A 26,872-nucleotide genomic window follows, 5' to 3' on the forward strand; every position below is an offset into this window, starting at 1 on the left:
GAAACCGCTCACTTGTATTCGATGATCCGCATCGCCGCCCCGCGCCGCTTGCGCAAGGCGTAGGTCAGCATGCCAATCAGGTTGGGACATTTCGACAGGGTCAGGAACACCGCGTGATGCAGCGCGGTGCCGGTGGTCATGCCCTTGCCGCGCAGGCCCTGCACCGTCTTGAGGTAGGACAGAAGATAGGCCGCGAAAACCAGCACCAGCAGCGGCAACCAGAAGACCAGCCCCGCCAGCGCCAGAAGCGGCAAAGCCAGACCGTAAACCCAGACCCGCGCCCGTTCGCGCGCGAAATAGCCGGGATGCAGATCGCCCACCTGCGCAAAGCCATGCCCCGAGCGCACCGCGCGCCGCCACCATTGGCCCAGCCGCGTCATCGCGGCATCATGCCGGGTCATCGGCAAGGGCAAGCGGCGCAGGCTCCACCCAGCCTTGCGCAGACGCTGGCAAAACTCGTCATCCTCGGCGGCGATCACCTGCGCGTCAAAGCCCCCGGCCTCGATATAGGCAGCACTCCGCACCATCATGTCGCCGCCACAGGCCGTGATATCGCCCGCCGGGCGGTGCCATTCGTGATCGCAAAGCGCGTTGTAGACCGACGCGTCGGGGGCGATTTCAGACCGCCATCCGGTGACCAATCCAAGGCGCGCATCGTCCTGCAAGGCCGCCAGCCCCGCCTCGATCCAGCCCGGCACCACCATGCAATCGCCGTCGATGAATTGCACCACGTCGGGCGGCGTCTCTCCCAGCGCCTCGAACCCTTCATGCCGCGCCCGCGCGGCGGTAAACGGCGTGGCGGGGTCAAGCGTCACGACCTCTGCGCCCGCCGCCCGCGCCGCCGCAACGCTGCCATCGGTCGAGCCGCTATCGACATAGACGACGCGCCTTCCCTCCAGCGACGCGAGCGACGCCTCCAGCCGCGCGCCCTCATTGCGCCCGATCAGCACCACGGCGAGGGTCATTTCCCGCTCTCCGGTCTGAGGGTTTTAGGCGGGGTGCCGTTGGCGTAGCCTTCAAACAGCGTGGCGAGCCATGCCGCCTCGCTGTCGGAGGCGAACTCGTCGACCACCTTCGCGCGCCCGGCCGCGCCCATGCGCGCGCGCATCACCGGATCACCCAGCACCCGCGCCAGCGCCGCGCGCAGCGCCACCAGATCACCGGGGGGCACCAGTAGCCCGCTCTTCCCGTCCTCGACCAGTTCCGCCACCCCCGCGATGCGCGTCGTCACCACCGGCAGGCGGGCGGCCAGCGCCTCCATCAGAACTACGGGCAGCCCTTCGGCGAAACTTGGCAGGACCAGCGCCGTCGCCTCTCGCAGCAGTGCCGCCACCTCGTCCTGTGACCTGTAGCCGACAAAATCCACATGATTCCCAAGCCCCGCCGCCAGCCTCTCCAGGCCGTCACGCTCCGGCCCGTCGCCGACCAGCGTCAGGCGCAGGTCGGGATGATCCCCGATCAGCCCCTGCAGGGCCTCCAGCAGCACCGGCACACCTTTTACCGCCGCCAGCCGCCCGACGAAGAGAAGATGCGCGGGGGTCTCTGGCGCGGGCCGGTCGTAGCGCGCAGGGTCAACCCCGCAATGCACGATATGCAGCTTGGCCCAGTGCTCAGGCGCGGAGAACGCCATCGCCTGCGAGCGGGCGAAATGGCTGATACAGGCCACGAACTGCGCCCGCGCGATCTTTTCATCCAGCCGCCAGCGATACGGCTCATAGAAGATATCCGGCCCGTGCAGGGTGAAACTGTAGGGAATGCCCGACATTTCCGAGGCCAGCACCGCCACCGTGCAACTCGACTTGGCGATATGGTTGTGCAGATGCGTGAGGCCGCGCGCGCGCAGGTGCTGCGCCAGCACGGCGGCCTCGGCGAGATAGATGAGTTGATAGAGCGTCGGCTTGATCCCGCCGGGGCTCGTCCGCCAAGCGAGCAGCAAGGCCCGCAGCCACGCCCCCGGCCTGCGCCACGCCGCCAGATGCGCGGCGATCAGGCGGCGGGGCGAGACAGACGCCTCCAGCACGTGAAAGGTGCCCGCCGCCTCTGTCCGCTGCTCGGGGCCGGTGTGATGTTCCGCCCCGGTGCGGCGCATCGAACAGGTCTCGACCGTCAGGCCGCGCGCCCGCAACGCCGCCACCTCGCGCTGAATGAACGTATCGGTCGCGCGCGGATACTCGCCCGTCAAATAGGCGATGCGCGGGCTCATCCCCCGCCCTCGGTCGCGCGTGCGAAGGCGCTGTCGAAGTCGTCCTGCGGTGTCCAGCCGAGCGCCGCCTCCGCAGCCGCGACATCATAGCGGACGGGTCGCATCCGGGCGCGCAGGATGGCGGGACGCAACAGCCCCGGCAGGCGGTCGCCCAAAGGCGACAGCAGCCAGGCCAGCGGCATCACCAGCCGCCAGTTGAACGGCAGCACGTGGCGCGGCCAGCCGGTGCGCCGCAGCGCCGCGACATAGCGCGCCCGCGTGGGCCGGTCCGGCCCCAGAATGTTGAGCGCACGGCCCTCGCCCGGGGCCTCGGCGGCCCGCACGAAGGCGCGGGCGCAATCCGCCAGAGACACGACCGGAACCTCACCGCCACGCTCCAGCAGGATCAGCGTGCCGCCCATTGCGGGGCCAAGATGCGCGGTCGTCACCCGGCCGGGGCCAAGGATCGTACCGGGGCGCAGGATGGTGTGACGCAAGCCGCTGCCCCGCAGCATCTCTTCCTGCGCCAGCTTGGCACGGGCATAGGCGTCGCGGCGGTCGGGGCGATCTTCCAGCGGCGTGGCTTCGGTCACGACACCCTTGGCATCGGCACTGTAGACCGCAATGGAACTTGCCAGCACCAGACGCGGCGGTAAGGGCTGCGCCTGCATCGCCTCAATCACCCCACGCGTCGCCTTAACGGTGTCGCGCGCCTGCACCGCCTCGTCGCCCGAGAGCGACCCGGCAAGATGGATCACGCAATCCACGCCATCGAGCGCGGGCAACTCTCTCGAGGTCAGATCGAGATCATCCCGCGTCAGCGCGCGCACCTCATGTCCGCGCGCCTTCGCCTCGTCCACGACCGCGCGGCCCAGAAAGCCGCCCGCCCCGGTGATCATCAGTGTCAGGCCCATGATGCTGCCTCCATCGGTTCGCATGTGCTTTGCATGACGTGCGCCCCTGCATCGCAGCCTGCGTTCTGAATGGCCAGTGTCACCTCGGTCAGATGCAGCGCCATGGCATTTGTCAGCCGACAGGCCCGCCCCTCGGCCAGAGCCGCCAGCATTTCCACCGGGCCGAGCGCGAAATTCATCGACGCCGCCCCCCAACGGCCGACCTTGGGATGCGAGGCCGCGCGGGGCCGCAGACGCCGCCCGAACGGATGCTCCATCAAGCGCCGCCGCAAGACGAACCGCCGATAAAACCGAACGGCGGCGGCATTGCTCCACGCCTCTTTCACCTGCAACACGCCATCGTCGCCGATCACCCGGATGCGGTGATCATGCGGTGCCGCGATCGAACAGGTCAACCGCGCCACAGGGCCCTGCGCAAAAAAAAGCGTCGCCACCGAGAAATCCGGCGTGCCGGTCGCGCCGGGCTTGTCGGGCAGCACCTCGGCCGAGGCGCCGACCACGCGCTCCACCGGGCCAAACATCGCGATTAGCCACGACAGGTAATAGCCCGCATGCTCCAGCGTGCAGCCGACGGCAAACTCGTCCGCATGCGGCCAGGGCGCACCGCTCTCGCTCTGCCATTTGGCAAACGGGGCCTGCGGGATGAACCCGTCATCCAGTTCCGCATAGACAAGGCGCGGCACGCCCGCCACGCCGCGCCGCACCGCCGAGAGCAGTACCTGCGCCGCCTCGCCCAGCACCGAACAGGGGGCCGAGACCAGCATCAGCCCGCGCGCCGTTGCCAGATCATGCAATGCCTGCGCCTGCGTCATTTCCATCGCCAGCGGCTTTTCGCAATAGACGTGATGCCCGGCCTCCAGACAGGCGCGGTTGATCTCGTAATGCGCGTCGGGATTGGTGAGGTTCAGTACCACATCGCCGGGCGTGAGCCGGGCGAGCAAGGCCGCAAGGCTGTCCGCGGGCTGCACCCCCCAATGCGCCGCGAACGCCGCCATACGCGCCGAATCACGGTCATGCACCGCGATGACGGTCACCTCGGGATGCACGGCAAAGGAGCGCAGGTAGAGATCGGCCACGAATCCGCAGCCGATGAGCGCCACGCGCCCGCCTTTGGCCTGATGGGCCGCCCGGTCTGACCCGTTCCCCTGTATCATGCGCCCCCGCTAACCATAGGATCGTGTCAAGATTCAGCCCTTTGCCTTCCGATAACAAGCCTTCAGATAGCAGTGATGCAGCAAGGGCACAGGCACGCTTGGGAAAATCCTGAAATTCCCGCGATTTCGCCGCAGCCTGAACCCAGCCCTGCTATAGCAGACGGGTCAGACAGCTATCGGGACGCCACTTTTGGACTTTCGCATTCACGACCGAACGCTCCACATCGCGCCGCGCACCCGCGCGGGGCTGCTGGCCGACCTGTCCGACCGGCTGCGCACCAGACGCGGGTTTGCGCTCGCGACGATCAATCTCGAGCATCTGGTGAAACTGCCGCGCGACCGGGAGTTTCTCGACGCCTATGCCCGGCATGACTTCGTGGTGGCCGATGGCAATCCCGTGGTGTGGCTGTCGCGGCTGGCCGGAGCCCCGGTGGAACTGGTGACCGGCTCTGACCTGATCGAACCGCTGGCCCGTATCGCCGCCGAGACCGGCACGCCGCTGGCCCTTGTCGGCAGCACCGAGACCGCCCTGCAGAGGGCGGAGGACAGTCTGCGTGCGCGCGTACCGGGGCTGGAGATCGCCGCGCGGATCGCACCGCCAATGGGATTTTCGCCACTCGGCGATCAGGGTGCGGACGTGATCAAGGCGCTTGAGACGTCGGGCGCGGGACTGTGCCTTGTCGCCCTTGGCGCACCGAAACAGGAAATCTTCGCCGCCCGTGCCCATGCAGCCCTGCCGCATATGGGCTTTGCCAGCATCGGTGCCGGGCTCGATTTCATCGCCGGACGACAGCGGCGTGCGCCGCTCCGGTTGCGGCGTATCGCGATGGAATGGCTCTGGCGCATGCTGAGCGATCCGCGCCGCCTGCTCCTGCGCTATACGCGCTGCGCGCTGATCCTGCCGGGGCTCGCATGGCGCGCGTGGCGCATGCGGACCTAGTCTTCGCCACCTGGGCCAAGAGCAAGATCTGCATCCCGCCCCCTTGATCGCCTAGATCAGTGTTTGGCGGCCCGTGCCCCCGGCTTTGCAACCGATTGTCTGAATAACCTTGAGGATTGGGATGTCCTGAAGCTGCCATTGCCGTGAGCCGCGCATCGACGGGCCGCGGTACGGCGATGCTACGATTGTTCGGAAGAATTTTATCTCTGCCAAATCAGGAAAACATCCAGCGATGCGCAGTTTGCAGCCAAATCGCCGTGCCGGGGGGCGGCCCGTTGATGCGCGGCGATCTTCGACCGCGTATCGCGCGGGTGCTTTGATCCAACGGAAACTCCAGGCCAGTAAACCCATCCGCGCAACGCGCGGTCATTAACACTCGAGACGCTGTGTCAGGTTTCAACCGTTCCACACAAAGACGCCGAACCCGTGCGCGCACGCATTTTCACGTCCCCGCGTCACATGCAGGAAACTCTCGACGCAGGCGCGCGGGCTGGTCTAGGCTTGCCCGGACACTCACGGCGCGTTTCTGGGGAGACACGGATAGATGCTGGCCTTGATCATCAGGCGCCTGGCCCTCGGGCTGGTCACGGTCTGGCTTGTCTCCGTGATCATCTTTCTCGGCGTCGAGGCGCTGCCGGGGGATGCCTGCACCGCCATTCTGGAGCGGGACGCACATGGTGAAGCGCTCGCAAAATGCCGCGAGGTGATGGGGCTGAACACGCCCGCACTGACGCGCTATCTCGACTGGTCTGGCGGTATCCTCACCGGCGATTTCGGGCTGTCGGCAAATGGCCAGGAACGGATCGCCGAACTGGTGGGCTACCGGCTGCGCAACTCGCTGCTGCTGGCGGCGGGGGCGCTCGGCGTGGGCATACCGCTTGCCATCTTCCTCGGGGTGATCGCCGGTTTGTGGCGTGACCGCTGGCCGGACATCCTGTTCTCGACCGGGGCGATCTTTGCCATGACCATCCCCGAATTCGTTGCGGCCACGATCCTGATCCTGATCTTCGCGATCTGGCTCGGCTGGGTGCCTGCCATCGTGCTCACCCCCGCCGACGCCCCACCGCTGGAGTTCTTCCCCGAGTTCATCCTCGCCTCGACCGTTCTGACCATGCTGATGATCGCCCATGTCATGCGCATGGTACGCGCCTCGATGATCGAGGTGATGGCGGGCGACTACGTTCAGATGGCCACGCTCAAGGGCGTGCCCTACTGGCGCATCGTCTTTCGGCACGCGTTGCCCAATGCCCTGCTGCCCGCAATCAACGTGATCGCGCTGACCGTCGCGTGGCTCCTGGGCGGGGTCGTTGTGGTGGAGGTGGTGTTCAACTATCCGGGCCTCGGGCGGCTCCTGGTCGATGCCATTTCCGACCGCGATCTGCCGGTGGTTCAGGCAATCACGATGATCGTGGCGATCACCTATGTGGGGGTGAACCTTGTGGCCGACATCCTCAGCCTCGCGCTCAACCCGCGTCTGCGCAGTCATCAAGAGAGGGGCGCATGAGCACCACCACGCCTGCCCCGCGGAGCCTGCGCATTCTGGAGATACTGCGCGCCATGATGGCGCGGCCCTCGGGCGCGATCGGGCTCACGCTGGTGGCGTTTCATCTGGCGCTGGCGGTTCTCAGCCCGTGGATCGTGCCGTTCGACTACATGGCGATGGATGCCACGATCACGCTGGCGGGTCCGTCGCCTGCGCATTGGCTGGGCACCGATCATCTCGGGCGCGACGTGCTGACGCGGGTGATGCTGGGCGGGCGCGAGGCGCTTCTGGTCACCGGTACGGCCACACCCGTCGCGCTGATCTGGGGCGGCCTGTTGGGGGTCTATCTCGGCCTCAAGGGTGGCTGGCGCGACGAGATCGCGATGCGTCTGGTCGATGCGTTCCTTGCCCTGCCGGGCATTTTGCCGCTCTTGGTGCTGATCACCGTCTTCGGCAGCGGCGGCGAGGTGCTGATGCCGACGCTGGCGTTTTTCTTCGGCATCCCGGTGATCCGCGTGGCCCGGGCGGCGGCGCATGAGGTGGTGGCACGCGATTTCGTTTCGGCGGCGCGGGCACGCGGGCACCGCCCGCTCGACATTGTACGGCGCGAGTTGTTGCCCAACGTGACCGATACATTGCTGGTCGAGGGCGCGATGCGCTGGTCGTGGATGCTGCTGGGGTTTTCGGCGCTGTCCTTTCTGGGCTTTGGCGTCTCGCCCCCCAAACCCGACTGGGGGCTGATGATCTCGGATGCGCGGGTCTACATGTCGCTGGCGCCCTTGGGGGTGATCGCGCCGGTCATCGCCCTGTCGACCCTGATCATCGGGATCAATCTCAGCGCCGATGCGCTGGCCAAGACGCTCGGGCTCGACCACAGCCGCAAGGCGGTGATCTGACATGGCAGGCCCGCCGCCCCTCATCGACATTCGCAAGCTCTGCGTGGGGTTTCGCGGGCGCGCGGGCGCGATGCTTCCGGTGCTGCACGAGGTCGATCTGACGGTCTGCCGGGGCGAGAGCATCGGCATCGTCGGCGAAAGCGGATCGGGCAAGAGCACGCTGGCGCTTGCGGCCATGGGCTATCTCAAGCATGGGCTGCAAAAGATATCGGGCGACGTGATCTATGACGGGGCCGAGATGTTCGCGCGCCGCCCGGCGGAGCTGGCCCGGATCAGGGGCGGTCAACTGGGGCTGATCCCGCAGAATTCCGGTCAGGCGCTGACCCCCACGATGCGCATCGGCACGCAGATCCGCGAGGCGCTGCACCTGCATTGCGCCCTGCCCGAGGGCGAACATGCGACCCGCGCGCGCGACCTGCTGGCACAGGTGCGCCTGCCCGACCCCGAGTCGATCCTGCGCCGCTACCCGCACGAGCTGTCGGGCGGACAGCAACAGCGGGTTGCGATTGCCATGGCGCTTGCGGGCGAACCCGATGCCCTGCTGCTCGACGAGCCGACCACGGGCCTCGATGTCACCACGCAGGCGCATATCCTCGACTTGCTGCGTGATCTGGCCCAGTCCCGCAACATGGCGATGGTCTATGTCAGCCACGATCTGGGCGTGATCGCGCGGGTCTGCGACCGGGTTCAGGTGCTCTATGCCGGAGAGACAGTGCTGGAGGGGCCGACCCGCGCGGTGCTGCACGACCCGGCACATCCCTATGCGCGCGGGCTGCTGGCGTCGATCCCACGGCTGGGCGAGAAAACCTTGCCACGTGCCCTCGACGGTCGCCCACCCGGACCGGGCGAGCCGCGCGAGGGCTGTACCTTCGCACCGCGCTGCGCGCTGGCCACCGAGGACTGCCGCGCCGCCACCCCGCCGATGCTTGCAGGCGGCGCGGATCAGATGAGCCGCTGTCTGTACCCCGAAAGGGTGAATGAAATCACCGGGGATCAGGCGGGCACGCAGCCGCATGGCTGTCCCGAGGACAGCCCCTGCGCGCTCGATCTGGCGGGGCTGTCGATCCGCTATGATCGGCCCGGGCTGTTCGAGCGGCTACGGGGCGCCGCGCGCCCGCCCGCCACGGTGGACGGCATCGACCTGCATCTGCGGCAGGGCGAGACAATCGGCCTGGTCGGCGAGTCGGGCAGCGGCAAATCGACCATTCTCAAGGCGATTTCCGGGCTGCTGCCCCCCGCCTCGGGCCAGATCACGCTTGGGGACGGCACCGCCCTGCCTTTGACCGTGGAGAGCCGCCGCCCCGATCAGCTGCGTCGCATCCAGATGATTTTCCAGAACCCCGATGACAGCCTCAACCCGCGCCAGTCGGTGGCCGAAATCCTCGCTCAACCGCTACGGCTCTATTTCGGGCTGACGGATAGTGCCCTGCGCGCGCGGACGGTGGAACTGCTCGACACCGTGCGGCTTGGTGCGCCTTACCTCGACCGCCGTCCCGGTCAGCTCTCGGGCGGCGAGAAACAGCGCGTGGCGGTGGCCCGTGCCTTTGCCGCCGGGCCCGAGATCGTGCTCTGCGACGAGATTACCTCGGCGCTCGATGTCTCGGTGCAGGCCGCCGTTCTCGACCTGCTCAACGAACTCAAGGCGGCGCACAAGACCGCCTTCGTCTTTGTCAGCCATGACCTGACGGTGGTGCGGGCGCTGTCGGACCGCGTGGCGGTGCTCTATCAGGGGCGGATCTGCGAATTCGGCCCGGCGGCGGTGGTCTATGGCAGCCCGTCACATCCCTACACGTCGGTGCTGCTCAACGCCGTGCTGACGCCCGACCCCGATCACGCGCCGCGTCTGATGGCTGATGATGTGACGGAACTGGCACCCCCCGCGCATGGCTGCCCGTTCCAGCGGCGGTGCCCGGTGAAATGCGGGACGATCTGCGACACCGACACGCCCCCCGCTCAGCAGGCGGGCGACGGCCATGTCATCCGCTGCCACATCCCCCTGGCAGAATTGCGCGCTAAACAGACAGGCTGACCCGACGAAATCTTGTGACGATTTCGATCCGCTTTCATCGGGTGAAAGCGGCCTCTCGGAAGAACCGTCCGTCTGGATGCATTTCAAATGCCAGCTCCTATGACGCGAGAGAGCGGCCCCGGCTCACATCCGCGAATGGCTTGGTACTGCCGCTGAAGTTCAGCCCCAATGCGCGGAATCAAGGTGCCGTAGGCACCGCCGCGCAGCGCCCGACCGCCCCCTCGGGCGGGCACCGCGCGGCTCATCTCTGAAACCGCCAAGGTCCGCTCTAGGCCACCCATCCCCGACGTCCAAACCCGCTGCCTATGCACAAACAGGGCTCAGTCCTGACATGGCTCGGCGGATTGTGCCGCTACGGCATCGATCGTTCCGCTCGACCGCCACCCACATAAAAAAGCCCGGCCATTTGGCCGGGCTTTTTCCTGCGTTTCCGTCACCAGACGATCAATCGTCGCGGCTCTCCGGCGTTTCGACGAAATTGTCGAACTCGTCGCCACCGACCACATCGTCGTCCACCACCGGAGCGGCCAGTGCCGCCGCTGCAGCGGCCTCTTCCTGACGCGCCTCGATGACGACATTGTCACGCGACTGCGCAATGCGGCGCATTTCCTGCGTGGCACGGCCCGTACCCGCCGGGATCAGGCGACCCACGATGACGTTTTCCTTGAGGCCCACCAGCTTGTCGCGCTTGCCCTGCACCGAGGCTTCGGTCAGCACGCGGGTGGTCTCCTGGAACGACGCCGCCGAGATGAACGACCGGGTCTGCAACGATGCCTTGGTGATGCCCAGCAGGATCGGCTCGCCCTTGGCGGGACGCCCGCCCTTGGCCTCTGCCTTGGCATTGGCCTCGTCGAACTCGATCTTGTCGACATGCTCACCCTTGAGCAGCGTGGTATCGCCCGAGTCCTGGATCTCCCATTTCTGGAGCATCTGGCGCACAATGACCTCGATGTGCTTGTCGTTGATCTTCACGCCTTGCAGACGGTAGACCTCCTGCACCTCGTCGATCATGTAATTGGCCAGCGCCTCGACGCCCATGATGCCGAGGATGTCATGCGGCGCGGGGTTGCCGTCCATGATGTAGTCACCCTTCTGGACAAAATCACCTTCCTGAACGGGAATGTGCTTGCCCTTGGGCACCATGTATTCGACGGGCTCCAGGCTGTCATCGGCAGGCTCGATCGAAATGCGGCGCTTGTTCTTGTAGTCGCGCCCATAGCGAACGTAGCCGTCGATTTCCGCGATGATCGCGTGATCCTTGGGGCGGCGCGCCTCGAAGAGTTCGGCCACACGCGGCAGACCGCCGGTGATGTCCTTGGTCTTGCCACCCTCGCGCGGAATGCGCGCGACCACGTCACCCGCCTGAACCTGCTGGCCTTCTTCAACCGACAGGATCGCATCGACGGACATCGGATAGATCACCGGGTTGCCCGCATCGTTGCGCATCGGCTCGCCATCCTCGCCCACGATGAAGATTTCGGGCTTGAGCTCGTTGCCACGCGGCGCGGCGCGCCAGTCGGTCACGATCTTCTGGGTCATGCCAGTGGCCTCGTCGGTCACGTCGCGGACAGAGACGCCCGAGGTGAGATCGACGAATTTCGCCATACCGGATTTCTCAGCCAGGATCGGCAGGGTGTAGGGGTCCCATTCGAACAGCTTCTGACCGCGCACGACCTTGTCGCCTTCCTTGACGAAAAGCTTGGTGCCGTAGCCCACCTTGTGGCTCGCCAGTTCGACACCCTTGTCGCCAAGGATCCGGATCTTCATGTTCCGGCCCATGACCAGCATCTCGCCGCTCGAGTTCTCCAGCGTCTGGGGCTGCTCATATTCGATCACCCCTGCCTGGCTTGCCTCGAGGAAGGACTGCTGGCCACCCTGTGCCACGCCGCCGATGTGGAACGTCCGCATCGTCAGCTGCGTGCCCGGCTCGCCGATCGACTGCGCGGCGATGATGCCGACAGCCTCGCCGATATTGACCATCGTGCCGCGTGCAAGGTCACGGCCATAGCACATCGCGCAGACCCCATCCTCGGCCTCACAGGTCAGCGGCGAGCGCAGGCGCACCGTCTGCACCGCGGCCTCTTCCAGCGAATCGGCCATGCGCTCGTCGATGAGATCGCCCTTGGAGGCCAGCACCCGGTCGCTCAGCGGATCGACGATATCCTCGGCCACCACGCGGCCAAGGCAACGCTCGGCCAGTGAGGCCACGATCTCACCGTCATTCACCGCCGCCTCGACGGTGACCGCACGCTCAGTGCCGCAGTCGTGCTCGCGCACGATGCAGTCCTGAGCCACGTCCACCAGACGCCGCGTGAGGTATCCCGAGTTCGCGGTTTTCAGAGCCGTGTCCGACAGGCCTTTACGGGCACCGTGCGTCGAGTTGAAGTATTCAAGAACGGTCAGACCTTCCTTGAAGTTCGAGATGATCGGCGTCTCGATGATGTCGCCGTTCGGCTTGGCCATCAGGCCGCGCATCCCGCCCAGCTGTTTCATCTGCGTGACCGAGCCACGGGCACCGGAGTGCGCCATCATGTAGACCGAGTTCGGCTCCATCACGGCACCGGCCTCGTCGCGACGCTCGGCAGAGATCGAGCCCATCATCGCCTCGGTGACCTCGTCGTTACACTTCGACCAGGCATCGACGACCTTGTTGTATTTCTCACCCTGGGTGATCAGGCCGTCCATGTATTGCTGCTCGAAGCCTTTGACGTTCGTGCGGGTCTCCTCGACGATGGTCCACTTGCCATCGGGGATCACCATGTCGTCCTTGCCGAAGGAAATCCCGGCCTTGAACGCCTCGCGGAAGCCCATGGTCATGATCTGGTCGCAGAAGATGACCGATTCCTTCTGACCGCAGTAACGGTAGACGGTGTCGATCACCTGCTGCACCTCTTTCTTGCGCAGCAGACGGTTCACGAGATGGAACGGAGCCTTGGCGTTCTGCGGCAGCAGCGCCCCAAGCCGCGCGCGGCCCGGCGTGGTTTCCACCCGCACCATGACCTCGTCGCCATGCTCGTCGATCTGCGGCACGCGCACGGTAATCCGCGCGTGCAGATGCACTTCACCCGCGTCGAGCGCGTGCTGAACCTCGTCGAGCGACGAGAAGATCATGCCCTCGCCCTGCATGCCTTCGCGCATCAGCGTGACATAGTAGAGACCAAGAATCATGTCCTGCGACGGCACGATGATCGGTGCGCCGTTGGCAGGGCTGAGGACGTTGTTGGTCGACATCATCAGCACCCGCGCCTCAAGCTGGGCTTCCAGCGAGAGCGGCACGTGCACAGCCATCTGGTCGCCGTCAAAATCGGCGTTGAAGGCGGCACAGACCAGCGGGTGAAGCTGGATCGCCTTGCCTTCGATCAGTGTGGGCTCGAAGGCCTGAATGCCCAGACGGTGCAGCGTCGGCGCACGGTTGAGCATGACAGGGTGCTCGCGGATCACCTCATCGAGGATATCCCACACCTCGGGGCGCTCTTTCTCGACCAGCTTCTTGGCCTGTTTGACGGTGCTGCTCAGGCCCTTGGCCTCCAGCCGCGAATAGATGAACGGCTTGAACAGTTCCAAGGCCATCTTTTTGGGCAGGCCACACTGATGCAGTTTCAGTTCCGGGCCCGTCACGATGACCGAGCGGCCCGAGAAATCGACCCGCTTGCCCAGAAGGTTCTGGCGGAAGCGGCCCTGCTTGCCCTTGAGCATGTCCGACAGCGACTTGAGCGGGCGCTTGTTGGCACCGGTGATGACCCGGCCGCGACGACCGTTGTCAAACAGAGCATCGACCGATTCCTGCAGCATCCGCTTTTCGTTGCGCACGATGATGTCGGGCGCACGCAGCTCGATCAGGCGCTTGAGACGGTTGTTGCGGTTGATCACCCGGCGATAGAGATCGTTGAGATCCGACGTCGCGAAACGGCCACCATCCAGCGGCACCAGCGGGCGCAGTTCGGGCGGGATGACCGGCAGCACCGTCATCACCATCCATTCCGGGCGGTTGCCGGATTCGAGGAAGGATTCAACCACCTTGAGGCGCTTGATGATCTTCTTGGGCTTCAGCTCGCCGGTGGCTTCCTTGAGATCGGCGCGCAGGGTTTCGGCCTCGTTCTCGAGGTCGATATTGGCCAGCATCTCGCGGATCGCCTCGGCGCCGATATTGGCGGTGAAGGCGTCCATGCCATACGCGTCCTGCGCGTCCATGAACTCTTCCTCGCTCAGCATCTGGCCATAGGTCAGATCAGTGAGACCGGGCTCGATCACCACGTAATTCTCGAAATAGAGCACCCGCTCCAGATCGCGCAGCGTCATGTCCAGCATTAGACCGATGCGCGAGGGCAACGATTTCAGGAACCAGATATGCGCGCAGGGTGCGGCCAGTTCGATATGGCCCATACGCTCGCGCCGGACCTTTTGCAGCGTGACTTCAACGCCGCATTTCTCGCAGACAACGCCGCGATATTTCATGCGCTTGTACTTGCCGCAGAGGCATTCGTAATCCTTGATCGGGCCAAAGATGCGCGCACAGAACAGACCGTCACGCTCGGGCTTGAACGTGCGGTAGTTGATGGTCTCGGGCTTCTTGATCTCGCCGTAGGACCACGACAGAATCCGCTCGGGGCTGGCCAGAGAGACCTTGATTTCGTCGAACACCTTGGCAGGGGCCACGGGGTTGAACGGGTTGTTTGTGAGTTCCTGGTTCATTTTCAAATCCTTAGAGGCTGGCGGTGAGGTGAGGGGCAACGCCGTTTTCTTGCAAAGAAAACGGACCGGACCCTTTGAAAGCGTCCGGCGCGTTGCGCTTACTCATCCTCCTCCGCATCCAGGAGTTCCATGTTGAGGCCGAGGCCGCGCACTTCCTTGACGAGCACGTTGAACGATTCCGGAATACCGGCCTCGAAATTGTCCTCGCCTTTTACGATGCTCTCATAGACCTTGGTCCGGCCCGCCACGTCGTCCGACTTGACCGTCAACATCTCCTGCAAGGTGTAGGCGGCGCCATAGGCTTCGAGCGCCCAGACCTCCATCTCACCAAAGCGCTGACCACCGAACTGCGCCTTGCCGCCCAAGGGCTGCTGCGTGACGAGGCTGTAAGGCCCGGTCGAGCGCGCGTGGATCTTGTCATCCACCAGGTGGTGCAGTTTCAGCAGGTACTTGATGCCCACGGTCACGGGACGCGAGAACTGCTCGCCCGTGCGCCCGTCGAACAGCACCGACTGACCGCTCTGATCAAAGCCCGCACGTGTGAGTGCGTCGTTCACGTCGCCCTCTTTCGCGCCGTCAAAGACCGGGGTGGCAATCGGCACGCCGTTGGTGACGGTGCCCGCGGATTCGATCAGCGTCTGCTCGTCCATGCCTTCGATGCCCTCTTCGTAGACATCGTCGCCATAGGCGATGCGCATCGCCTCGCGGACCGGGGTCAGATCACCGGACCGGCGATATTCTTGCAGCGCCTCGTCGATCTTGAGACCCAGACCGCGCGCAGCCCAGCCCATGTGGGTTTCGAGGATCTGGCCCACGTTCATCCGTGACGGCACACCCAGCGGGTTGAGGCACAGATCGACCGGGGTGCCGTCCGCAAGGAACGGCATGTCCTCGATCGGGATCACCTTGGAGATCACACCCTTGTTGCCGTGACGCCCGGCCATCTTGTCGCCCGGCTGAAGCTTGCGCTTCACGGCGATGAAGACCTTGACCATCTTCATCACACCCGGCGGCAGGTCGTCGCCGCGGCGGACCTTCTCGACCTTGTCCTCGAAACGGGCATCGAGCGTGCGCTTTTGCGCCTCGTATTGCTCGTGCAGCGCCTCGACAATCTTGGCGTCAGCCTCGTCCTTGAGGGCAAGCTGCCACCACTGACCCTTGGTCAGGGTGCTCAGCAACTCTTCGGTGATGTCCGAGTTGGCCTTGACGCCCTTGGGCCCCTTGACCGCGACCTTGCCGAGGATCAGCGATTTGAGACGCGCATAGATGTTGCGGTCGAGAATCGCCAACTCGTCGTCACGGTCCCGTGCCAGACGCTCGACCTCTTCACGCTCGATCTGCAGCGCGCGCTCGTCCTTCTCCACACCGTGGCGGTTGAACACACGCACCTCGACCACCGTGCCGAAATCACCCGGCTTGACGCGCAGGGACGTGTCGCGCACGTCGCTCGCCTTTTCGCCAAAGATCGCGCGGAGAAGTTTTTCCTCCGGCGTCATCGGGCTTTCGCCCTTCGGGGTGATCTTGCCCACAAGGATATCGCCCGGCTCCACATCGGCCCCGATATAGACGATGCCCGCCTCGTCGAGGTTGCGCAGCGCCTCTTCACCGACGTTGGGGATGTCACGGGTGATCTCTTCCGGCCCCAGCTTGGTATCGCGGGCGGCGACCTCGAATTCCTCGATATGGATCGAGGTAAAGACGTCATCGCGCACGATCCGCTCCGAGATCAGGATCGAGTCCTCGTAGTTGTAGCCGTTCCACGGCATGAAGGCCGTGATCACGTTCTTGCCAAGCGCCAGTTCGCCCATATCGGTGCAGGGGCCATCGGCGATGACCTCGCCCTTCTGGACAGTATCGCCCACCTTGACCAGCGGCTGCTGGTTGATGCAGCTGTTCTGGTTCGAGCGCTGGAACTTGCGCATGCGGTAGATATCCACGCCCGGATCGCCGATTTCGAGATCGGCGGTGGCGCGCACCACGATCCGCTGTGCATCGACCTGGTCGATCACACCAGCGCGTTTGGCCATGATCGCAGCGCCGGAGTCGCGGGCGACAACGCCCTCGATCCCGGTGCCCACCAGCGGCGCCTCGGCGCGCAATGTCGGCACCGCCTGACGCTGCATGTTCGACCCCATGAGGGCACGGTTGGCGTCGTCGTTTTCCAGGAACGGAATGAGCGAGGCGGCGACCGAGACCAGCTGCTTGGGGCTGACGTCGATCAGGTCCACATGCTCGCGCGGGGCCAGCATGTATTCGCCCGACTGACGGGTCGACACCAGATCGTTGACGAACTTGCCCGCGTCATCGAGATTGGCGTTGGCCTGCGCCACGGTGTGGCGCATTTCCTCGGTGGCGGACATGTATTGCACTTCGTCGGTGACCTGCCCGTCCACGACCTTGCGGTAGGGGGTTTCGATAAAGCCGTACTTGTTCACCCGCGCAAAGGTCGCGAGCGAGTTGATCAGGCCGATATTCGGGCCTTCCGGCGTCTCGATCGGGCACATCCGGCCATAGTGCGTGGGATGCACGTCGCGCACCTCAAAGCCCGCACGCTCGCGGGTCAGACCGCCCGGCCCGAGCGCCGAAAGACGACGCTTGTGCGTCACTTCCGAAAGCGGGTTGGTCTGGTCCATGAACTGCGACAGCTGGCTGGAGCCGAAGAATTCGCGCACGGCGGCGGCAGCAGGCTTGGCGTTGATCAGGTCCTGCGGCATCACCGTGTCGATCTCGACCGATGACATTCGCTCCTTGATCGCGCGCTCCATCCGCAGCAGACCGACGCGATACTGATTTTCCATCAGCTCGCCGACCGAGCGCACCCGGCGGTTGCCGAGGTGGTCGATGTCGTCGATATCGCCCTTGCCGTCGCGCAACTCAACCAGCGCCTTGACGCAGGCCACGATGTCCTCGCGGTCGAGCGTGCGCTGCGTGTCGGGCTTTTCGAGATTGAGGCGCATGTTCATCTTGACCCGGCCAACAGCCGAGAGGTCATAGCGCTCCGCATCGAAGAACAGCGTCTCGAACAGCGCCGCCGAAGCCTCTTCGGTGGGCGGCTCGCCGGGGCGCATGACGCGGTAGATATCCATGAGCGCGGTCTCGCGGTTCATGTTCTTGTCCGCCGCCATGGTGTTGCGGATATAGGGGCCCACGTTGATCCCGTCGATATCAAGCACCGGAATGTCGGTGATCCCTGCGTCGAGCAGCGCCTGCAAGGTGCCGCCGGTGATCTCGCCAGCCTTGTCGTATTCCAGCGTCAGCTCATCGCCCGCCTCGACATGGATCGCGCCGGTTTCCTCGTCGATGATGTCGCGCGCCACGAACTTGCCGACGATATGCTCGAACGGCACCAGAAGCTCGGTGACCTTGCCGTCGTCGATCAGTTGCTTAACCGCACGCGGCGTGATCTTCTTGCTTGCTTCAAAGATCACTTCGCCGGTCTTGGCGTCAATCAGGTCATAGGTCGGACGGGTGCCCCGCACCCGCTCGGGGAAGAACTTGGTGACCCAGCCCTTTTTCTTCTTCAGCTTGAAATCGACCGTGTCATAATAGGCATTCATGATGCCTTCCTGATCGAGGCCGAGCGCATAGAGCAACGTCGTCACCGGCAGCTTGCGGCGGCGGTCGATGCGGGCGAACACGATGTCCTTGGCGTCGAATTCGAAATCGAGCCAGGAGCCGCGATAGGGAATGATGCGGCAGGTGAACAGCAGCTTGCCCGACGAATGGGTCTTGCCCTTGTCGTGGTCGAAGAACACGCCCGGAGAGCGGTGCATCTGGGACACGACCACGCGCTCGGTGCCATTGACCACGAAGGTGCCGTTATGCGTCATCAGGGGCATATCCCCCATGAACACGTCCTGTTCCTTGATATCCTTCACCGACTTCGCGCCGGTATCCTCGTCGACATCGAACACGATCAGGCGCAGCTTGACCTTCAGCGGGGCGCTGTAGGTCATGTCACGCTGCATGCACTCCTCAACGTCGTATTTCGGCTTTTCCAGATCGTAGCTGACGAATTCCAGCACGCTGGTCTCGTTGAAATCCTTGATCGGAAAGACGGATTGGAACACGCCCTTGATCCCCTCGCCGTCAAGCGGCTGGGGCTCGTCGCCGGATTTCAGGAACAGGTCATACGAGGATTTCTGAACCTCGATGAGGTTCGGCATCTCCAGCACTTCGCGGATCTTGCCGTAATATTTGCGCAAACGTTTCTGGCCAAGGTAGGATTGAGCCATGGTCGATGTCACCTTTCATTTCTCACCGGTCGCGCGCGCTGTCGGGGCTCAGCGCCGCGGCCATCCGAGAGGGCTTGGTTCGATCAATTCCCGGCCATCGTCCCAATGACGGCCTCCCGATCCTTTAAACCTCGCCTTAGAAAAGCCCCGAACCGCGCAGGGCCTCTCTGAGACAGGTTTGGCCGAGCCCGGATTCCCGGGCCCAGCCTTCAAATTCGCTCCGGGAAACCCCGGCGCAAATTACTTGAGTTCGACTTCGGCGCCAGCTGCTTCCAGCTTGCCCTTGATCTCGTCGGCTTCGTCCTTGGAGACCTGCTCCTTTACGGCCTTGCCACCGGCCTCGACGAGGTCCTTGGCTTCTTTCAGGCCCAGACCGGTGATCGCGCGAACTTCCTTGATCACGTTGATCTTCGATGCGCCTGCGGATTTCAGGATCACGTCGAATTCGGTCTGCTCTTCAGCAGCCTCGCCGGCGTCGCCAGCAGGACCCGCCATCATGACCGCGCCACCGGCTGCGGGCTCGATGCCGTACTCGTCTTTCAGGATGGTTTTCAGTTCTTGTGCTTCGAGAAGCGTCAGACCAACGATCTCTTCAGCCAGTTTTTTCAGATCAGCCATTTTTCAGCTCTTTCCGTTCTCTAGATGTGTTCCAACGTCGGGAAGTAAACCCTACGCGAATGTTACAGTATGCCTTACGCGGCTTCGGCCTTCTCTTCGATGGTCGAAAGGATGCTCGCGATGTTCGAAGCAGGTGCGCCAATGGCCCCCGCGATGTTCGAAGCGGGTGCGCCGATCATGCCTGCAATCGTCGCGATGAGTTCATCGCGCGACGGCAGTTTCGACGTAGCTTCAACACCGGCACGGTCCAGTGCCGTCTCGCCCATTGCCCCACCAAGGATTTCAAACTTCTTGTTGTCCTTGGCAAAGCCCTCCGCGACCTTGGCTGCTGCCACAGGGTCTTCGGAGAAGGTGAGTACGGTCATACCCGAGAGGTAGTCTGCAATGCTTGCGCACGGCTTGCCCTCAAGGGCGATCTTGGCGAGCCTGTTCTTTGCAACACGAACCGATGCCTCTGCCGCACGGGCGCGGGCACGCAGATCCTGCATTTCGGCAACTGTAAGACCCGTGTAGTGGGCAACCACTACGACGCCAGAGCTTTCGAAGATCTGGCCGAGTTCCTCGACCACTTTCTCTTTCTGGGCTCTATCCACAGTTTCACTCCAAATTTGGGGGTTTCCCCCCGGCTCAGTTGTGCCACCCCTTGCAAGGCGGCGTTCGGGTCCAATCTCAGGGTCCCGAGGCCAAGATCACCCGAGGGCAAATGCCCAGGCTGGAAATCTCATCTCGTTCCCCATCTCAGGAAGGAATTATTCACCGCGACTGCGATGAACCCTCCGTCTCGGACAGGACAGGGCCGATTGTGGCCCTGCCATTCGCCCCGGGGTCGAAACCCCGGATGCAAATTCTTATTCGACAGCGGCGCTGCTGACGTCGATCGACACGCCTGCACCCATCGTCGAGGTCAGGCTGATCTTCTTGACATAGGTGCCCTTGGCGCCTGCCGGTTTCGCCTTCTGCACGGCAGAGACAAACGCGCGGACATTCTCGGCCAGCTTTTCGGCATCAAATGACGCCTTGCCGACACCGGCATGCACGACACCGGCCTTCTCGGCCTTGAACTGCACCTGGCCGCCCTTGGCATCCTTGACCGCCTGCGCCACGTCCATCGTCACCGTACCCACCTTGGGGTTCGGCATCAGGTTGCGCGGGCCCAGCACCTTGCCCAACCGGCCCACGACAGGCATCATGTCGGGCGTGGCGATGCAGCGATCAAATTCGATCTTGCCGCCCTGCACGGTCTCCATCAGGTCCTCTGCGCCGACGATATCCGCACCAGCGGCCTCGGCCTCTTCAGCCTTGGCACCACGAGCGAAGACGGCGACGCGCACGGTCTTGCCGGTGCCGTTGGGCAGGCCGACGACGCCGCGCACCATCTGGTCTGCGTGACGCGGATCAACGCCAAGGTTCATCGAGATTTCGACCGTTTCGTCGAATTTCGCGGTCGCGTTGCCCTTGATCAGGGCGACCGCGTCCTCGACAGTCAGGTTGTCTTTGCCAGTCGCTGCTTCACGCAGGGCGCGGGTCCGTTTTCCAAGCTTTGCCATCTTACTTCACCTCGATGCCCATGGAACGCGCGGAGCCGAGGATGATCTTCATCGCGGCTTCGACGTCGTTCGCGTTCAGGTCCTGCCACTTCGCTTCGGCGATCTCGCGCACCTGCTTGGTGCTCACGGTACCGGCAGAGGCGCGGCCCGGTGTCTTGGAGCCGGATTGCAGCTTGGCGGCCTTCTTGAGGTAATAGGACGCCGGCGGCGTCTTGATCACCATGTCAAAGGACTTGTCCTGATAATAGGAAATCACGGTCGGGCACGGGGCACCCGGCTCCATGTCCGCGGTCTTGGCGTTGAACGCCTTGCAGAATTCCATGATGTTGATGCCGCGCTGGCCCAATGCGGGGCCGACGGGCGGGCTGGGGTTGGCTTGCCCGGCTTTCACCTGCAGCTTGAGCGTCCCTACGAGTTTCTTGGCCATGTGGCCTCTCCTTTTGGTCCAACACCGTCGGGGCGCGCCCCTTCGGTTCTCTTGTTGTGTGGTCCGGTCCGATGGCCGCGGCCACCTCGTCTCCCACGGCTCACATCATCAGGCCTGTTTGGTGACCTGTGTGAATTCCAGTTCGACCGGGGTTTCCCGGCCAAAGATCGACACCGACACCTTCAGGCGCTGGTTGTCCTCGTCGACATACTCGACCATGCCGTCGAAATCCTCGAACGGGCCGTCATTGACCTTGACCTTCTCGCCCACCTCGAAGTGGATGAGCGTGCGCGGGCTTTCCTCGCCCTCCTGCACGCGACCGAGAATCGACTGCACTTCGGCATCGCGCATCGGCATCGGACGGCCCTGCGGACCCAGAAAGCCGGTGACGCGATTGATCGAGTTGATCAGGTGATAGCCGCGATCCGACATCTCCATATGCACCAGCACATAGCCGGGCATGAAGCGACGTTCGGCAGTCACCTTCTTGCCACGGCGGATCTCGATCACCTCTTCGGTGGGAACCAGCACCTCGTCAATCTCGTCCTCGAGACTGTTGTCGGTGACGGATTGTCTGATCTGCTCGGCGATCTTCTTCTCGAAATTCGAGAGAACACTGACCGAGTACCACCGCTTTGCCATCGTCGCCCTATGCCTTTGTTCTTACCGGCCCGGGCCGGATTTTCGTATTCTTCCAAGCGGTTGCACCCGCACGCTCTGAAACGAAAAGCGGCGCGCAACCCGAATCGCCGCGCGCCATGTCCAGAAGTGTTGCGTCAACTACCTTTGATCGTTCACGAATTCAAGGCCCGGCAACGAATTAATAAGCCGCTCAGCCAAACAGGCCCAGCACGCCCTGCAATCCACTGCGGATACCCAGATCGACCAGCGCAAAGAAGATCGCGGTCAGCGTGGCCATGATAAACACCATGACCGTGGTCAACAGCACCTCGCGGCGGGTGGGCCAAACCACCTTGGCCACTTCCGAGCGGACCTGCTGAATGAACTGAAGCGGGTTCGTGCGTGCCATCTGCGCTGTCTTCCATGATTTCGCTACTGCGCGCCGACATACGCCCGCTGTCCGGCGAATTCAAGGGCCGATGGCCGCCCCTTGACCGACTAGTGCGGATCGCGCGCGATGCGCTCGAACGGGTCAGGCCGCCCCTCGAACGGGTCCGGCTCCACCTCACGCGCGGCGCGCAGCCGCGCCACGATATCGCGCAGCCGCCCGATGCCGATTTGCGGAAGGGCGATCTCCGCGCCGCCGCGCAGCCGGTCGCGCAGACCGGTCATCCGTTCCGGTCCGAAGATGGCAACGCCGATAAGCGCAAGGCAGAACAGCGCGAAGCCCACGATCAGAACCGCTCTCGGCCAGATCAGAACCGCCGCGAAGACCAGCGCCCAGGTCGCATGTCGCGGCTCCGGACGAAACGCCCGAAGCCGCGACCAGAGGCCAGCGCGCGTCTTGGGCGCGGCCTTGGCTTTCTGAGGTTTTTTCTTGGCATGTGGCTGAACCGACTGCAGCGCCACCTGTGGCGCAAGATCGGGCAACGTATCGATATTGGCGCGGCGACGATCCTCGTTCATGATCGATTTGATCGTCGCTATGGCATTCTGCACCGCAATATCGGTCGATGCCGCGTCGGGCGGCGGACGCCCCTCGAATTCCCGATCAGGATGTGGCGGATACAAGTCGGAGCCCCCGGCCCGACGTAAATCGTATTCCATGGCAATAAAACTCTTCTTTCCACGCCCCCACGCGGATCGACGGCCCGAATCCGGGCGGCATGCGTCGATTAATGGTGACGGTGGGGCGCAAATGTGGCGAGATCGTGGCGAGCCTGCGGCGAAAACGGGGCAATTCCGATTTTCACCACATTTAAGCTATATTTTGCGCGCATTTTGCGATTTGGGCGCGCGCCGCTCAACCATGGCGGGAAGATCAGAACGCTCAAGGCCTCATCAAGACGCGCCCGACTCGCGTGGCGTTTGCCACCAGGAGCGAACATGCAGCGATCTGGAAAATGGCAGGGGCAGCAGGGTTCGAACCCGCGACCTACGGTTTTGGAGACCGTCGCTCTACCAGCTGAGCTATACCCCTAGACTGCGGCGGTGTTATTGATTTTCGACACGGGCGTCAAGCGGGTGCCAGACACTAATCGCAGGTCGGGCGGAACGCCCGGCAGATGCGCCACGCGCCCTGTCCTGACCTGCCCCTGACCTCGCGCGGAATCACGCTGCCGGACGCGCCTTGAAACGCGGGCTCTGCACCACGCCGCTGTCGAAAAGCTGCGCGATCTCGGTATCATCAAGCCCCACAACGTCGCCCAGCACCGCCTCGGTATCGGCCCCCAGAACCGGGGCCGCGCGCGGCGCGCTGCGGCCATGCCCGGAAAAGACCGCCGGATGCCCGGGCACCGGAAATTCACCCAGCCCCGGCTGATCAAGCGTCTGGAACATCGGGTTCGCAGCGCTCAGATCGGCGTCCTCAGACAGCGCCTCGCGCATGGTGCGAAACACCGACCATGTCAGCCCCGCCGCGTCGAAATCCTCCGCGAACTCACTCACCTCGCGGCTCGCGAACCACGGGCGCAAGATCGCGGTGATCTCGCGGCGCAACTCCCAGCGCACACCTTCGTCATTCAGATCGCGCCCCGTGCGCTCAGTCAGATCCGTCATCGCCGCCTCGGTGCCGGTCGCCTTGACCAGCCCGCGCCATTGCCGGTTGGTCAGGCCGATGACCATCACCCGCCGTCCGCAGGCGCAGACGAAATCCTGACCGTAAGCGCCATAGAGCGCGTTGCCGGATTTCGGCCGGTCGCTGTCATTGACCACCGCATCGCCGATCAGGCCCAGATGACCCATCACCGCCGCCGCCACATCCTTGAGCGACAGTTCCACCTCCTGACCGAACCCGCGCCGCAGCCGGTCGCGCTCGGCGGCCAACAGCGACGACACCACCAATTGCCCGGCCACCAGATCCCAGGCGGGCAGCGCATGCGCCACCGGTTCCGGCCAGCCCACCGGGCCGGTCATCGCGGGCACGCCAAGCGCCGGATTTACCGTGTAATCCACCTGCGGGCGGCCCTGCCGGTCACCCATCAGCGTGACCATGATCAGGTCGTCACGAAATTTGCTCAGCGTCTCGTAATCCATCCAGCCACGCACCCGCAGATTGGTCAGGAACATCCCCGCATCCTCGCCCGGGGCGGTGACGATCCGCGTGACAAGCTCCCGCCCCTCAGGCCGGCGCATGTCCACGGCGATGGATTTCTTGCCCTTGTTGAGCCCGGCCCAGAAAAGGCTCTGGCCCGAAGGTGCCAGCGGCCAGCGCCCGGCATCGAGCCCGCCTCCGATCCGATCAAAGCGAATAACCTCGGCCCCCATCTGCGCCAGCGTCATCCCCGCCAGCGGCACCGCGACAAAGGCCGACCCCTCGACCACGCGCATTCCCTTGAGTATTCCGCTCATAGCGTCTCCTCCCATATCGCCGTCGCCTGCATGCATTGATGGCCCTCCTGCCCGCTCATCAATCGCAGCGCGCCGCCTTCCTCCTCGACCGCCATGATCTCGGCCTCGCGGCTGTCGGTCAACAGCATCGGATGCACCGCCCGAAAATCAAAGAACGCAGGCCTGCGCCCCCGCACACGGCACGCCGCCTGCATCAGCCACGTCGCCTGCAACGGCCCATGCACGACAAGGCCGGGATAATGCTCGACCTCCTGCGCATAGGGCAGGTCGTAATGAATGCGATGCGCGTTGAAGGTCAGCGCCGAGTAGCGAAACAAGAGCGCCTCGCTCAGCGGGCGCACCTCGTGGAGAGCGGCGGCCTCCGGCATCGGTTGTTTCGCAGGGGGTGAGAATGCCTCGGGGATATCGAGGTAGACGATGTTCTGCACCTCCTCGATCGCCAGCCCGCGCTCGCCAAAGACCTGATGCTCCACCGTCACCAGAACCATCGGTCCGGCGCGGCCCTGCTTTTCCTCGATCTTGGCCAGATGCGAGCGTTGGCGCAGCGCCTCACCCACCCGCAGCGGCGCGCCCAGCCTGAGCTGTCCGCTCGCCCACATGCGCCGCGACAGGCGCACCGGCGGCAGGAAATCGCCCAGCACCGGATGCCCGTCCCGCGCCAGTTCGGCAAGCGGCGCGGTCGGGTTGAAGCCACACCAGTGCCAGAGCGCGGGCATGTCCTCGCCCTGCCCCGGCGCAGGCTGTCCGGTTACGCCCAGCGTGGCGTGCAATTGCGCCGCCAATGCAGCGGTGATGCCGCCCTCCCTCACCTGACTGCGCCCCGCCCAGGCTGCGATGTTGAGTGTGTCCATATCCCGGTCTCTTCCCTTTGCGCAAAGCCTGCCGAAGATTGGAAAAAAGTCAATAATTCAATATGTTATCAGAATACCGTCGCATGCAGAGCCGTTTATGCAGGCGCAGAACACCGCCCCGCGCATTGAAATACATCACGAATTCGCGCTCCACAGGCCGCACCGTGCCACCGTCGCAGGTCCGTGCATGCCGTGATCGCCGCCGTTGCGCGGCGCCGCAGATTGCCCCATTCCAGCGGCCAAAGCCCGAAAACAGCCGGGACCGCCCCGCAAGGGACGGCCCCGATCCAAGGCAGGTCCGTGAGTGTTATCTGCCTCAAAATAGCGCCAGCGCCATGATCACCAGCCCGATGAACCCGGCCATGAACACCACCGAACGCACCATCGCCACGCCCGCGACATAGACCGCAATATAGATAACCCGGCTCAGCACGAAGACCTGCGCGCCTCGACGACGGGAGCGAAGACTGGCTGCGCGGGCTGTCTTGATAGAACATCCGCGCTCACGGCCCCACCACAAAAAGAAAAGGGCGCCCCGAAGGACGCCCCTTACAATCACTCTGACCGAAAGATCACTCGATGATCTTCGCGACGACGCCTGCGCCGACGGTGCGGCCGCCTTCGCGGATGGCGAAGCGCAGGCCGTCTTCCATGGCGATCGGGGCGATCAGCTCGACCTCGAACTTGAGGTTGTCGCCGGGCATCACCATCTCCGTGCCCTCGGGCAGGTTCACCGTGCCGGTCACATCCGTGGTGCGGAAGTAGAACTGCGGGCGGTAGTTGGCGAAGAACGGCGTGTGACGGCCACCCTCTTCCTTGGTCAGGATATAGGCCTCGGCCTCGAACTTGGTGTGCGGCTTGACCGAACCGGGCTTGCACAGCACCTGGCCACGCTCCACGCCCTCACGGTCGATACCGCGCAGCAGCGCGCCGATATTGTCGCCCGCCTCGCCACGATCCAGCAGCTTGCGGAACATCTCGACACCGGTGCAGGTCGTCTTGCGGGTGTCCTTGATGCCGACGATCTCGAGCTCGTCACCGACGTTCACGACGCCACGCTCGACCCGACCGGTCACAACCGTGCCACGGCCGGAAATCGAGAACACGTCCTCGATCGGCATCAGGAAGGGCAGGTCCACGGCGCGCGCCGGCGTCGGGATATACTCGTCCACAGCCACCATCAGCGCCTTGATCGAGTTCTCGCCGATCTCCGGATCGGTGCCGTTCATCGCCGCCAGCGCCGAACCCTTGACGATCGGAATGTCGTCGCCGGGATAGTCGTAAGAGGTCAGCAGTTCGCGGATCTCCATCTCCACCAGCTCCAGCAGCTCCTCGTCATCGACCTGATCGACCTTGTTCATGTAGACGACCATGAACGGAATGCCGACCTGGCGACCCAGCAGGATGTGCTCGCGGGTTTGCGGCATCGGGCC

Annotated in this window: 21 protein-coding genes and 1 tRNA gene; 4 read left to right on the forward strand and 18 right to left on the reverse strand. The window is 64.2% G+C overall.

Translation table 11 applies throughout. The annotated features are described in order from the left end of the window. Positions 1-8: 8 nt before the first annotated feature. The 4 genes from BMX04_RS10730 to BMX04_RS10745 are packed head-to-tail and all read right to left on the reverse strand — an operon-like array spanning position 9 to position 4,250. A complete protein-coding gene (locus BMX04_RS10730) occupies positions 9-965 on the reverse strand; it encodes a glycosyltransferase family 2 protein (RefSeq protein WP_074786323.1) in 957 nt (318 codons plus the stop codon). Further along, on the reverse strand, positions 962-2,203 hold the full coding sequence (locus tag BMX04_RS10735; protein ID WP_074786325.1) for a glycosyltransferase family 4 protein: 1,242 nt from the start codon (positions 2,201-2,203) through the stop codon (positions 962-964). The genes BMX04_RS10730 and BMX04_RS10735 overlap by 4 nt, the downstream gene beginning before the upstream one ends. Continuing rightward, a complete protein-coding gene (locus BMX04_RS10740; RefSeq protein WP_074786327.1) occupies positions 2,200-3,096 on the reverse strand; it encodes an NAD-dependent epimerase/dehydratase family protein in 897 nt (298 codons plus the stop codon). Before BMX04_RS10740 ends, BMX04_RS10735 begins: the two co-directional genes overlap by 4 nt. Continuing rightward, complete coding sequence (locus BMX04_RS10745; protein WP_074786329.1) at positions 3,087-4,250, reverse strand: Gfo/Idh/MocA family protein; 1,164 nt, start codon at positions 4,248-4,250, stop codon at positions 3,087-3,089. The genes BMX04_RS10740 and BMX04_RS10745 overlap by 10 nt, the downstream gene beginning before the upstream one ends. A 190-nt stretch (positions 4,251-4,440) precedes the next feature. Between BMX04_RS10745 and BMX04_RS10750 the strand changes: the two genes are divergently transcribed. The 4 genes from BMX04_RS10750 to BMX04_RS10765 all read left to right on the forward strand — a co-directional run bounded on the left by BMX04_RS10750 (position 4,441) and on the right by BMX04_RS10765 (position 9,598). Next, a complete protein-coding gene (locus tag BMX04_RS10750) occupies positions 4,441-5,190 on the forward strand; it encodes a WecB/TagA/CpsF family glycosyltransferase (RefSeq protein ID WP_074786331.1) in 750 nt (249 codons plus the stop codon). Positions 5,191-5,734: 544 nt separating this feature from the next. Next, positions 5,735-6,694, forward strand: coding sequence for an ABC transporter permease (locus BMX04_RS10755; protein WP_074786333.1), 960 nt, complete (start codon positions 5,735-5,737; stop codon positions 6,692-6,694). Continuing rightward, complete coding sequence (locus BMX04_RS10760; protein WP_074786335.1) at positions 6,691-7,569, forward strand: ABC transporter permease; 879 nt, start codon at positions 6,691-6,693, stop codon at positions 7,567-7,569. Before BMX04_RS10755 ends, BMX04_RS10760 begins: the two co-directional genes overlap by 4 nt. Before the next feature lies 1 nt (position 7,570). Beyond that, on the forward strand, positions 7,571-9,598 hold the full coding sequence (locus tag BMX04_RS10765; RefSeq protein ID WP_074786338.1) for a dipeptide ABC transporter ATP-binding protein: 2,028 nt from the start codon (positions 7,571-7,573) through the stop codon (positions 9,596-9,598). A 444-nt stretch (positions 9,599-10,042) separates the two neighbouring features. Here BMX04_RS10765 and rpoC read toward each other — a convergent pair whose 3' ends face one another. The 14 genes from rpoC to BMX04_RS10830 all read right to left on the reverse strand — a co-directional run. Further along, the gene (rpoC, locus tag BMX04_RS10770) at positions 10,043-14,290 is read right to left on the reverse strand and encodes a DNA-directed RNA polymerase subunit beta' (protein ID WP_074786340.1); all 4,248 of its coding nucleotides are present in this window, start codon (positions 14,288-14,290) and stop codon (positions 10,043-10,045) included. Positions 14,291-14,388: 98 nt separating this feature from the next. Continuing rightward, entirely contained in the window at positions 14,389-18,525 is a 4,137-nt protein-coding gene (rpoB, locus tag BMX04_RS10775; RefSeq protein WP_074786343.1) for a DNA-directed RNA polymerase subunit beta, read from the reverse strand. Between the two features lie 240 nt (positions 18,526-18,765). After that, positions 18,766-19,143, reverse strand: a complete 378-nt coding sequence (gene rplL / locus BMX04_RS10780) for a 50S ribosomal protein L7/L12 (RefSeq protein ID WP_050663726.1) — start codon at positions 19,141-19,143, stop codon at positions 18,766-18,768. A gap of 74 nt (positions 19,144-19,217) precedes the next feature. Then, complete coding sequence (rplJ, locus tag BMX04_RS10785; RefSeq protein ID WP_050663727.1) at positions 19,218-19,736, reverse strand: 50S ribosomal protein L10; 519 nt, start codon at positions 19,734-19,736, stop codon at positions 19,218-19,220. Between the two features lie 255 nt (positions 19,737-19,991). After that, positions 19,992-20,690, reverse strand: coding sequence for a 50S ribosomal protein L1 (gene rplA, locus BMX04_RS10790; RefSeq protein ID WP_050663728.1), 699 nt, complete (start codon positions 20,688-20,690; stop codon positions 19,992-19,994). Position 20,691: 1 nt separating this feature from the next. After that, positions 20,692-21,117 carry a 50S ribosomal protein L11 gene (gene rplK / locus BMX04_RS10795; protein ID WP_050663729.1) on the reverse strand — a complete coding sequence of 142 codons (426 nt, stop codon included), beginning with the start codon at positions 21,115-21,117 and terminating at the stop codon, positions 20,692-20,694. A 108-nt stretch (positions 21,118-21,225) separates the two neighbouring features. Continuing rightward, positions 21,226-21,759 carry a transcription termination/antitermination protein NusG gene (gene nusG / locus BMX04_RS10800; RefSeq protein WP_050663730.1) on the reverse strand — a complete coding sequence of 178 codons (534 nt, stop codon included), beginning with the start codon at positions 21,757-21,759 and terminating at the stop codon, positions 21,226-21,228. A gap of 190 nt (positions 21,760-21,949) precedes the next feature. After that, positions 21,950-22,147 carry a preprotein translocase subunit SecE gene (secE, locus tag BMX04_RS10805; RefSeq protein WP_050663731.1) on the reverse strand — a complete coding sequence of 66 codons (198 nt, stop codon included), beginning with the start codon at positions 22,145-22,147 and terminating at the stop codon, positions 21,950-21,952. Between the two features lie 89 nt (positions 22,148-22,236). After that, positions 22,237-22,845: a hypothetical protein gene (locus BMX04_RS10810; protein ID WP_074786346.1), complete on the reverse strand. Its 609-nt coding sequence runs from the start codon at positions 22,843-22,845 to the stop codon at positions 22,237-22,239. Positions 22,846-23,142: 297 nt separating this feature from the next. Next, positions 23,143-23,218 (reverse strand) — tRNA-Trp (locus tag BMX04_RS10815). Between the two features lie 131 nt (positions 23,219-23,349). After that, complete coding sequence (locus BMX04_RS10820; RefSeq protein ID WP_074786348.1) at positions 23,350-24,588, reverse strand: CoA transferase; 1,239 nt, start codon at positions 24,586-24,588, stop codon at positions 23,350-23,352. Next, on the reverse strand, positions 24,585-25,439 hold the full coding sequence (locus BMX04_RS10825; RefSeq protein ID WP_074786350.1) for an HTD2 family dehydratase: 855 nt from the start codon (positions 25,437-25,439) through the stop codon (positions 24,585-24,587). The genes BMX04_RS10820 and BMX04_RS10825 overlap by 4 nt, the downstream gene beginning before the upstream one ends. 316 nt (positions 25,440-25,755) lie before the next feature. After that, positions 25,756-25,872 carry an MAPEG family protein gene (locus BMX04_RS19820; RefSeq protein WP_338049890.1) on the reverse strand — a complete coding sequence of 39 codons (117 nt, stop codon included), beginning with the start codon at positions 25,870-25,872 and terminating at the stop codon, positions 25,756-25,758. 139 nt (positions 25,873-26,011) lie between these two features. Continuing rightward, the coding region (locus BMX04_RS10830) for an elongation factor Tu (RefSeq protein WP_074786360.1) at positions 26,012-26,872 on the reverse strand (861 nt) is incomplete at its 5' end.

It is taken from the genome of Roseovarius tolerans, from assembly GCF_900109855.1.
Taxonomy (GTDB): Bacteria; Pseudomonadota; Alphaproteobacteria; order Rhodobacterales; family Rhodobacteraceae; genus Roseovarius; species Roseovarius tolerans.

Coding starts and splice junctions, on each gene's coding strand:
- BMX04_RS10820 (WP_074786348.1), bottom strand. CDS start 24,588: ATGAGCGGAATACTCAAGGGAATGCGCGTGGTCGAGGGGTCGGCCTTT.
- BMX04_RS10760 (WP_074786335.1), top strand. CDS start 6,691: ATGAGCACCACCACGCCTGCCCCGCGGAGCCTGCGCATTCTGGAGATA.
- rplL (WP_050663726.1), bottom strand. CDS start 19,143: ATGGCTGATCTGAAAAAACTGGCTGAAGAGATCGTTGGTCTGACGCTT.
- rplA (WP_050663728.1), bottom strand. CDS start 20,690: ATGGCAAAGCTTGGAAAACGGACCCGCGCCCTGCGTGAAGCAGCGACT.
- nusG (WP_050663730.1), bottom strand. CDS start 21,759: ATGGCAAAGCGGTGGTACTCGGTCAGTGTTCTCTCGAATTTCGAGAAG.
- rpoB (WP_074786343.1), bottom strand. CDS start 18,525: ATGGCTCAATCCTACCTTGGCCAGAAACGTTTGCGCAAATATTACGGC.
- secE (WP_050663731.1), bottom strand. CDS start 22,147: ATGGCACGCACGAACCCGCTTCAGTTCATTCAGCAGGTCCGCTCGGAA.
- BMX04_RS10810 (WP_074786346.1), bottom strand. CDS start 22,845: ATGGAATACGATTTACGTCGGGCCGGGGGCTCCGACTTGTATCCGCCA.
- BMX04_RS10730 (WP_074786323.1), bottom strand. CDS start 965: ATGACCCTCGCCGTGGTGCTGATCGGGCGCAATGAGGGCGCGCGGCTG.
- BMX04_RS10740 (WP_074786327.1), bottom strand. CDS start 3,096: ATGGGCCTGACACTGATGATCACCGGGGCGGGCGGCTTTCTGGGCCGC.
- BMX04_RS10765 (WP_074786338.1), top strand. CDS start 7,571: ATGGCAGGCCCGCCGCCCCTCATCGACATTCGCAAGCTCTGCGTGGGG.
- rplK (WP_050663729.1), bottom strand. CDS start 21,117: ATGGCCAAGAAACTCGTAGGGACGCTCAAGCTGCAGGTGAAAGCCGGG.
- BMX04_RS10735 (WP_074786325.1), bottom strand. CDS start 2,203: ATGAGCCCGCGCATCGCCTATTTGACGGGCGAGTATCCGCGCGCGACC.
- BMX04_RS10745 (WP_074786329.1), bottom strand. CDS start 4,250: ATGATACAGGGGAACGGGTCAGACCGGGCGGCCCATCAGGCCAAAGGC.
- BMX04_RS10755 (WP_074786333.1), top strand. CDS start 5,735: ATGCTGGCCTTGATCATCAGGCGCCTGGCCCTCGGGCTGGTCACGGTC.
- rpoC (WP_074786340.1), bottom strand. CDS start 14,290: ATGAACCAGGAACTCACAAACAACCCGTTCAACCCCGTGGCCCCTGCC.
- BMX04_RS10825 (WP_074786350.1), bottom strand. CDS start 25,439: ATGGACACACTCAACATCGCAGCCTGGGCGGGGCGCAGTCAGGTGAGG.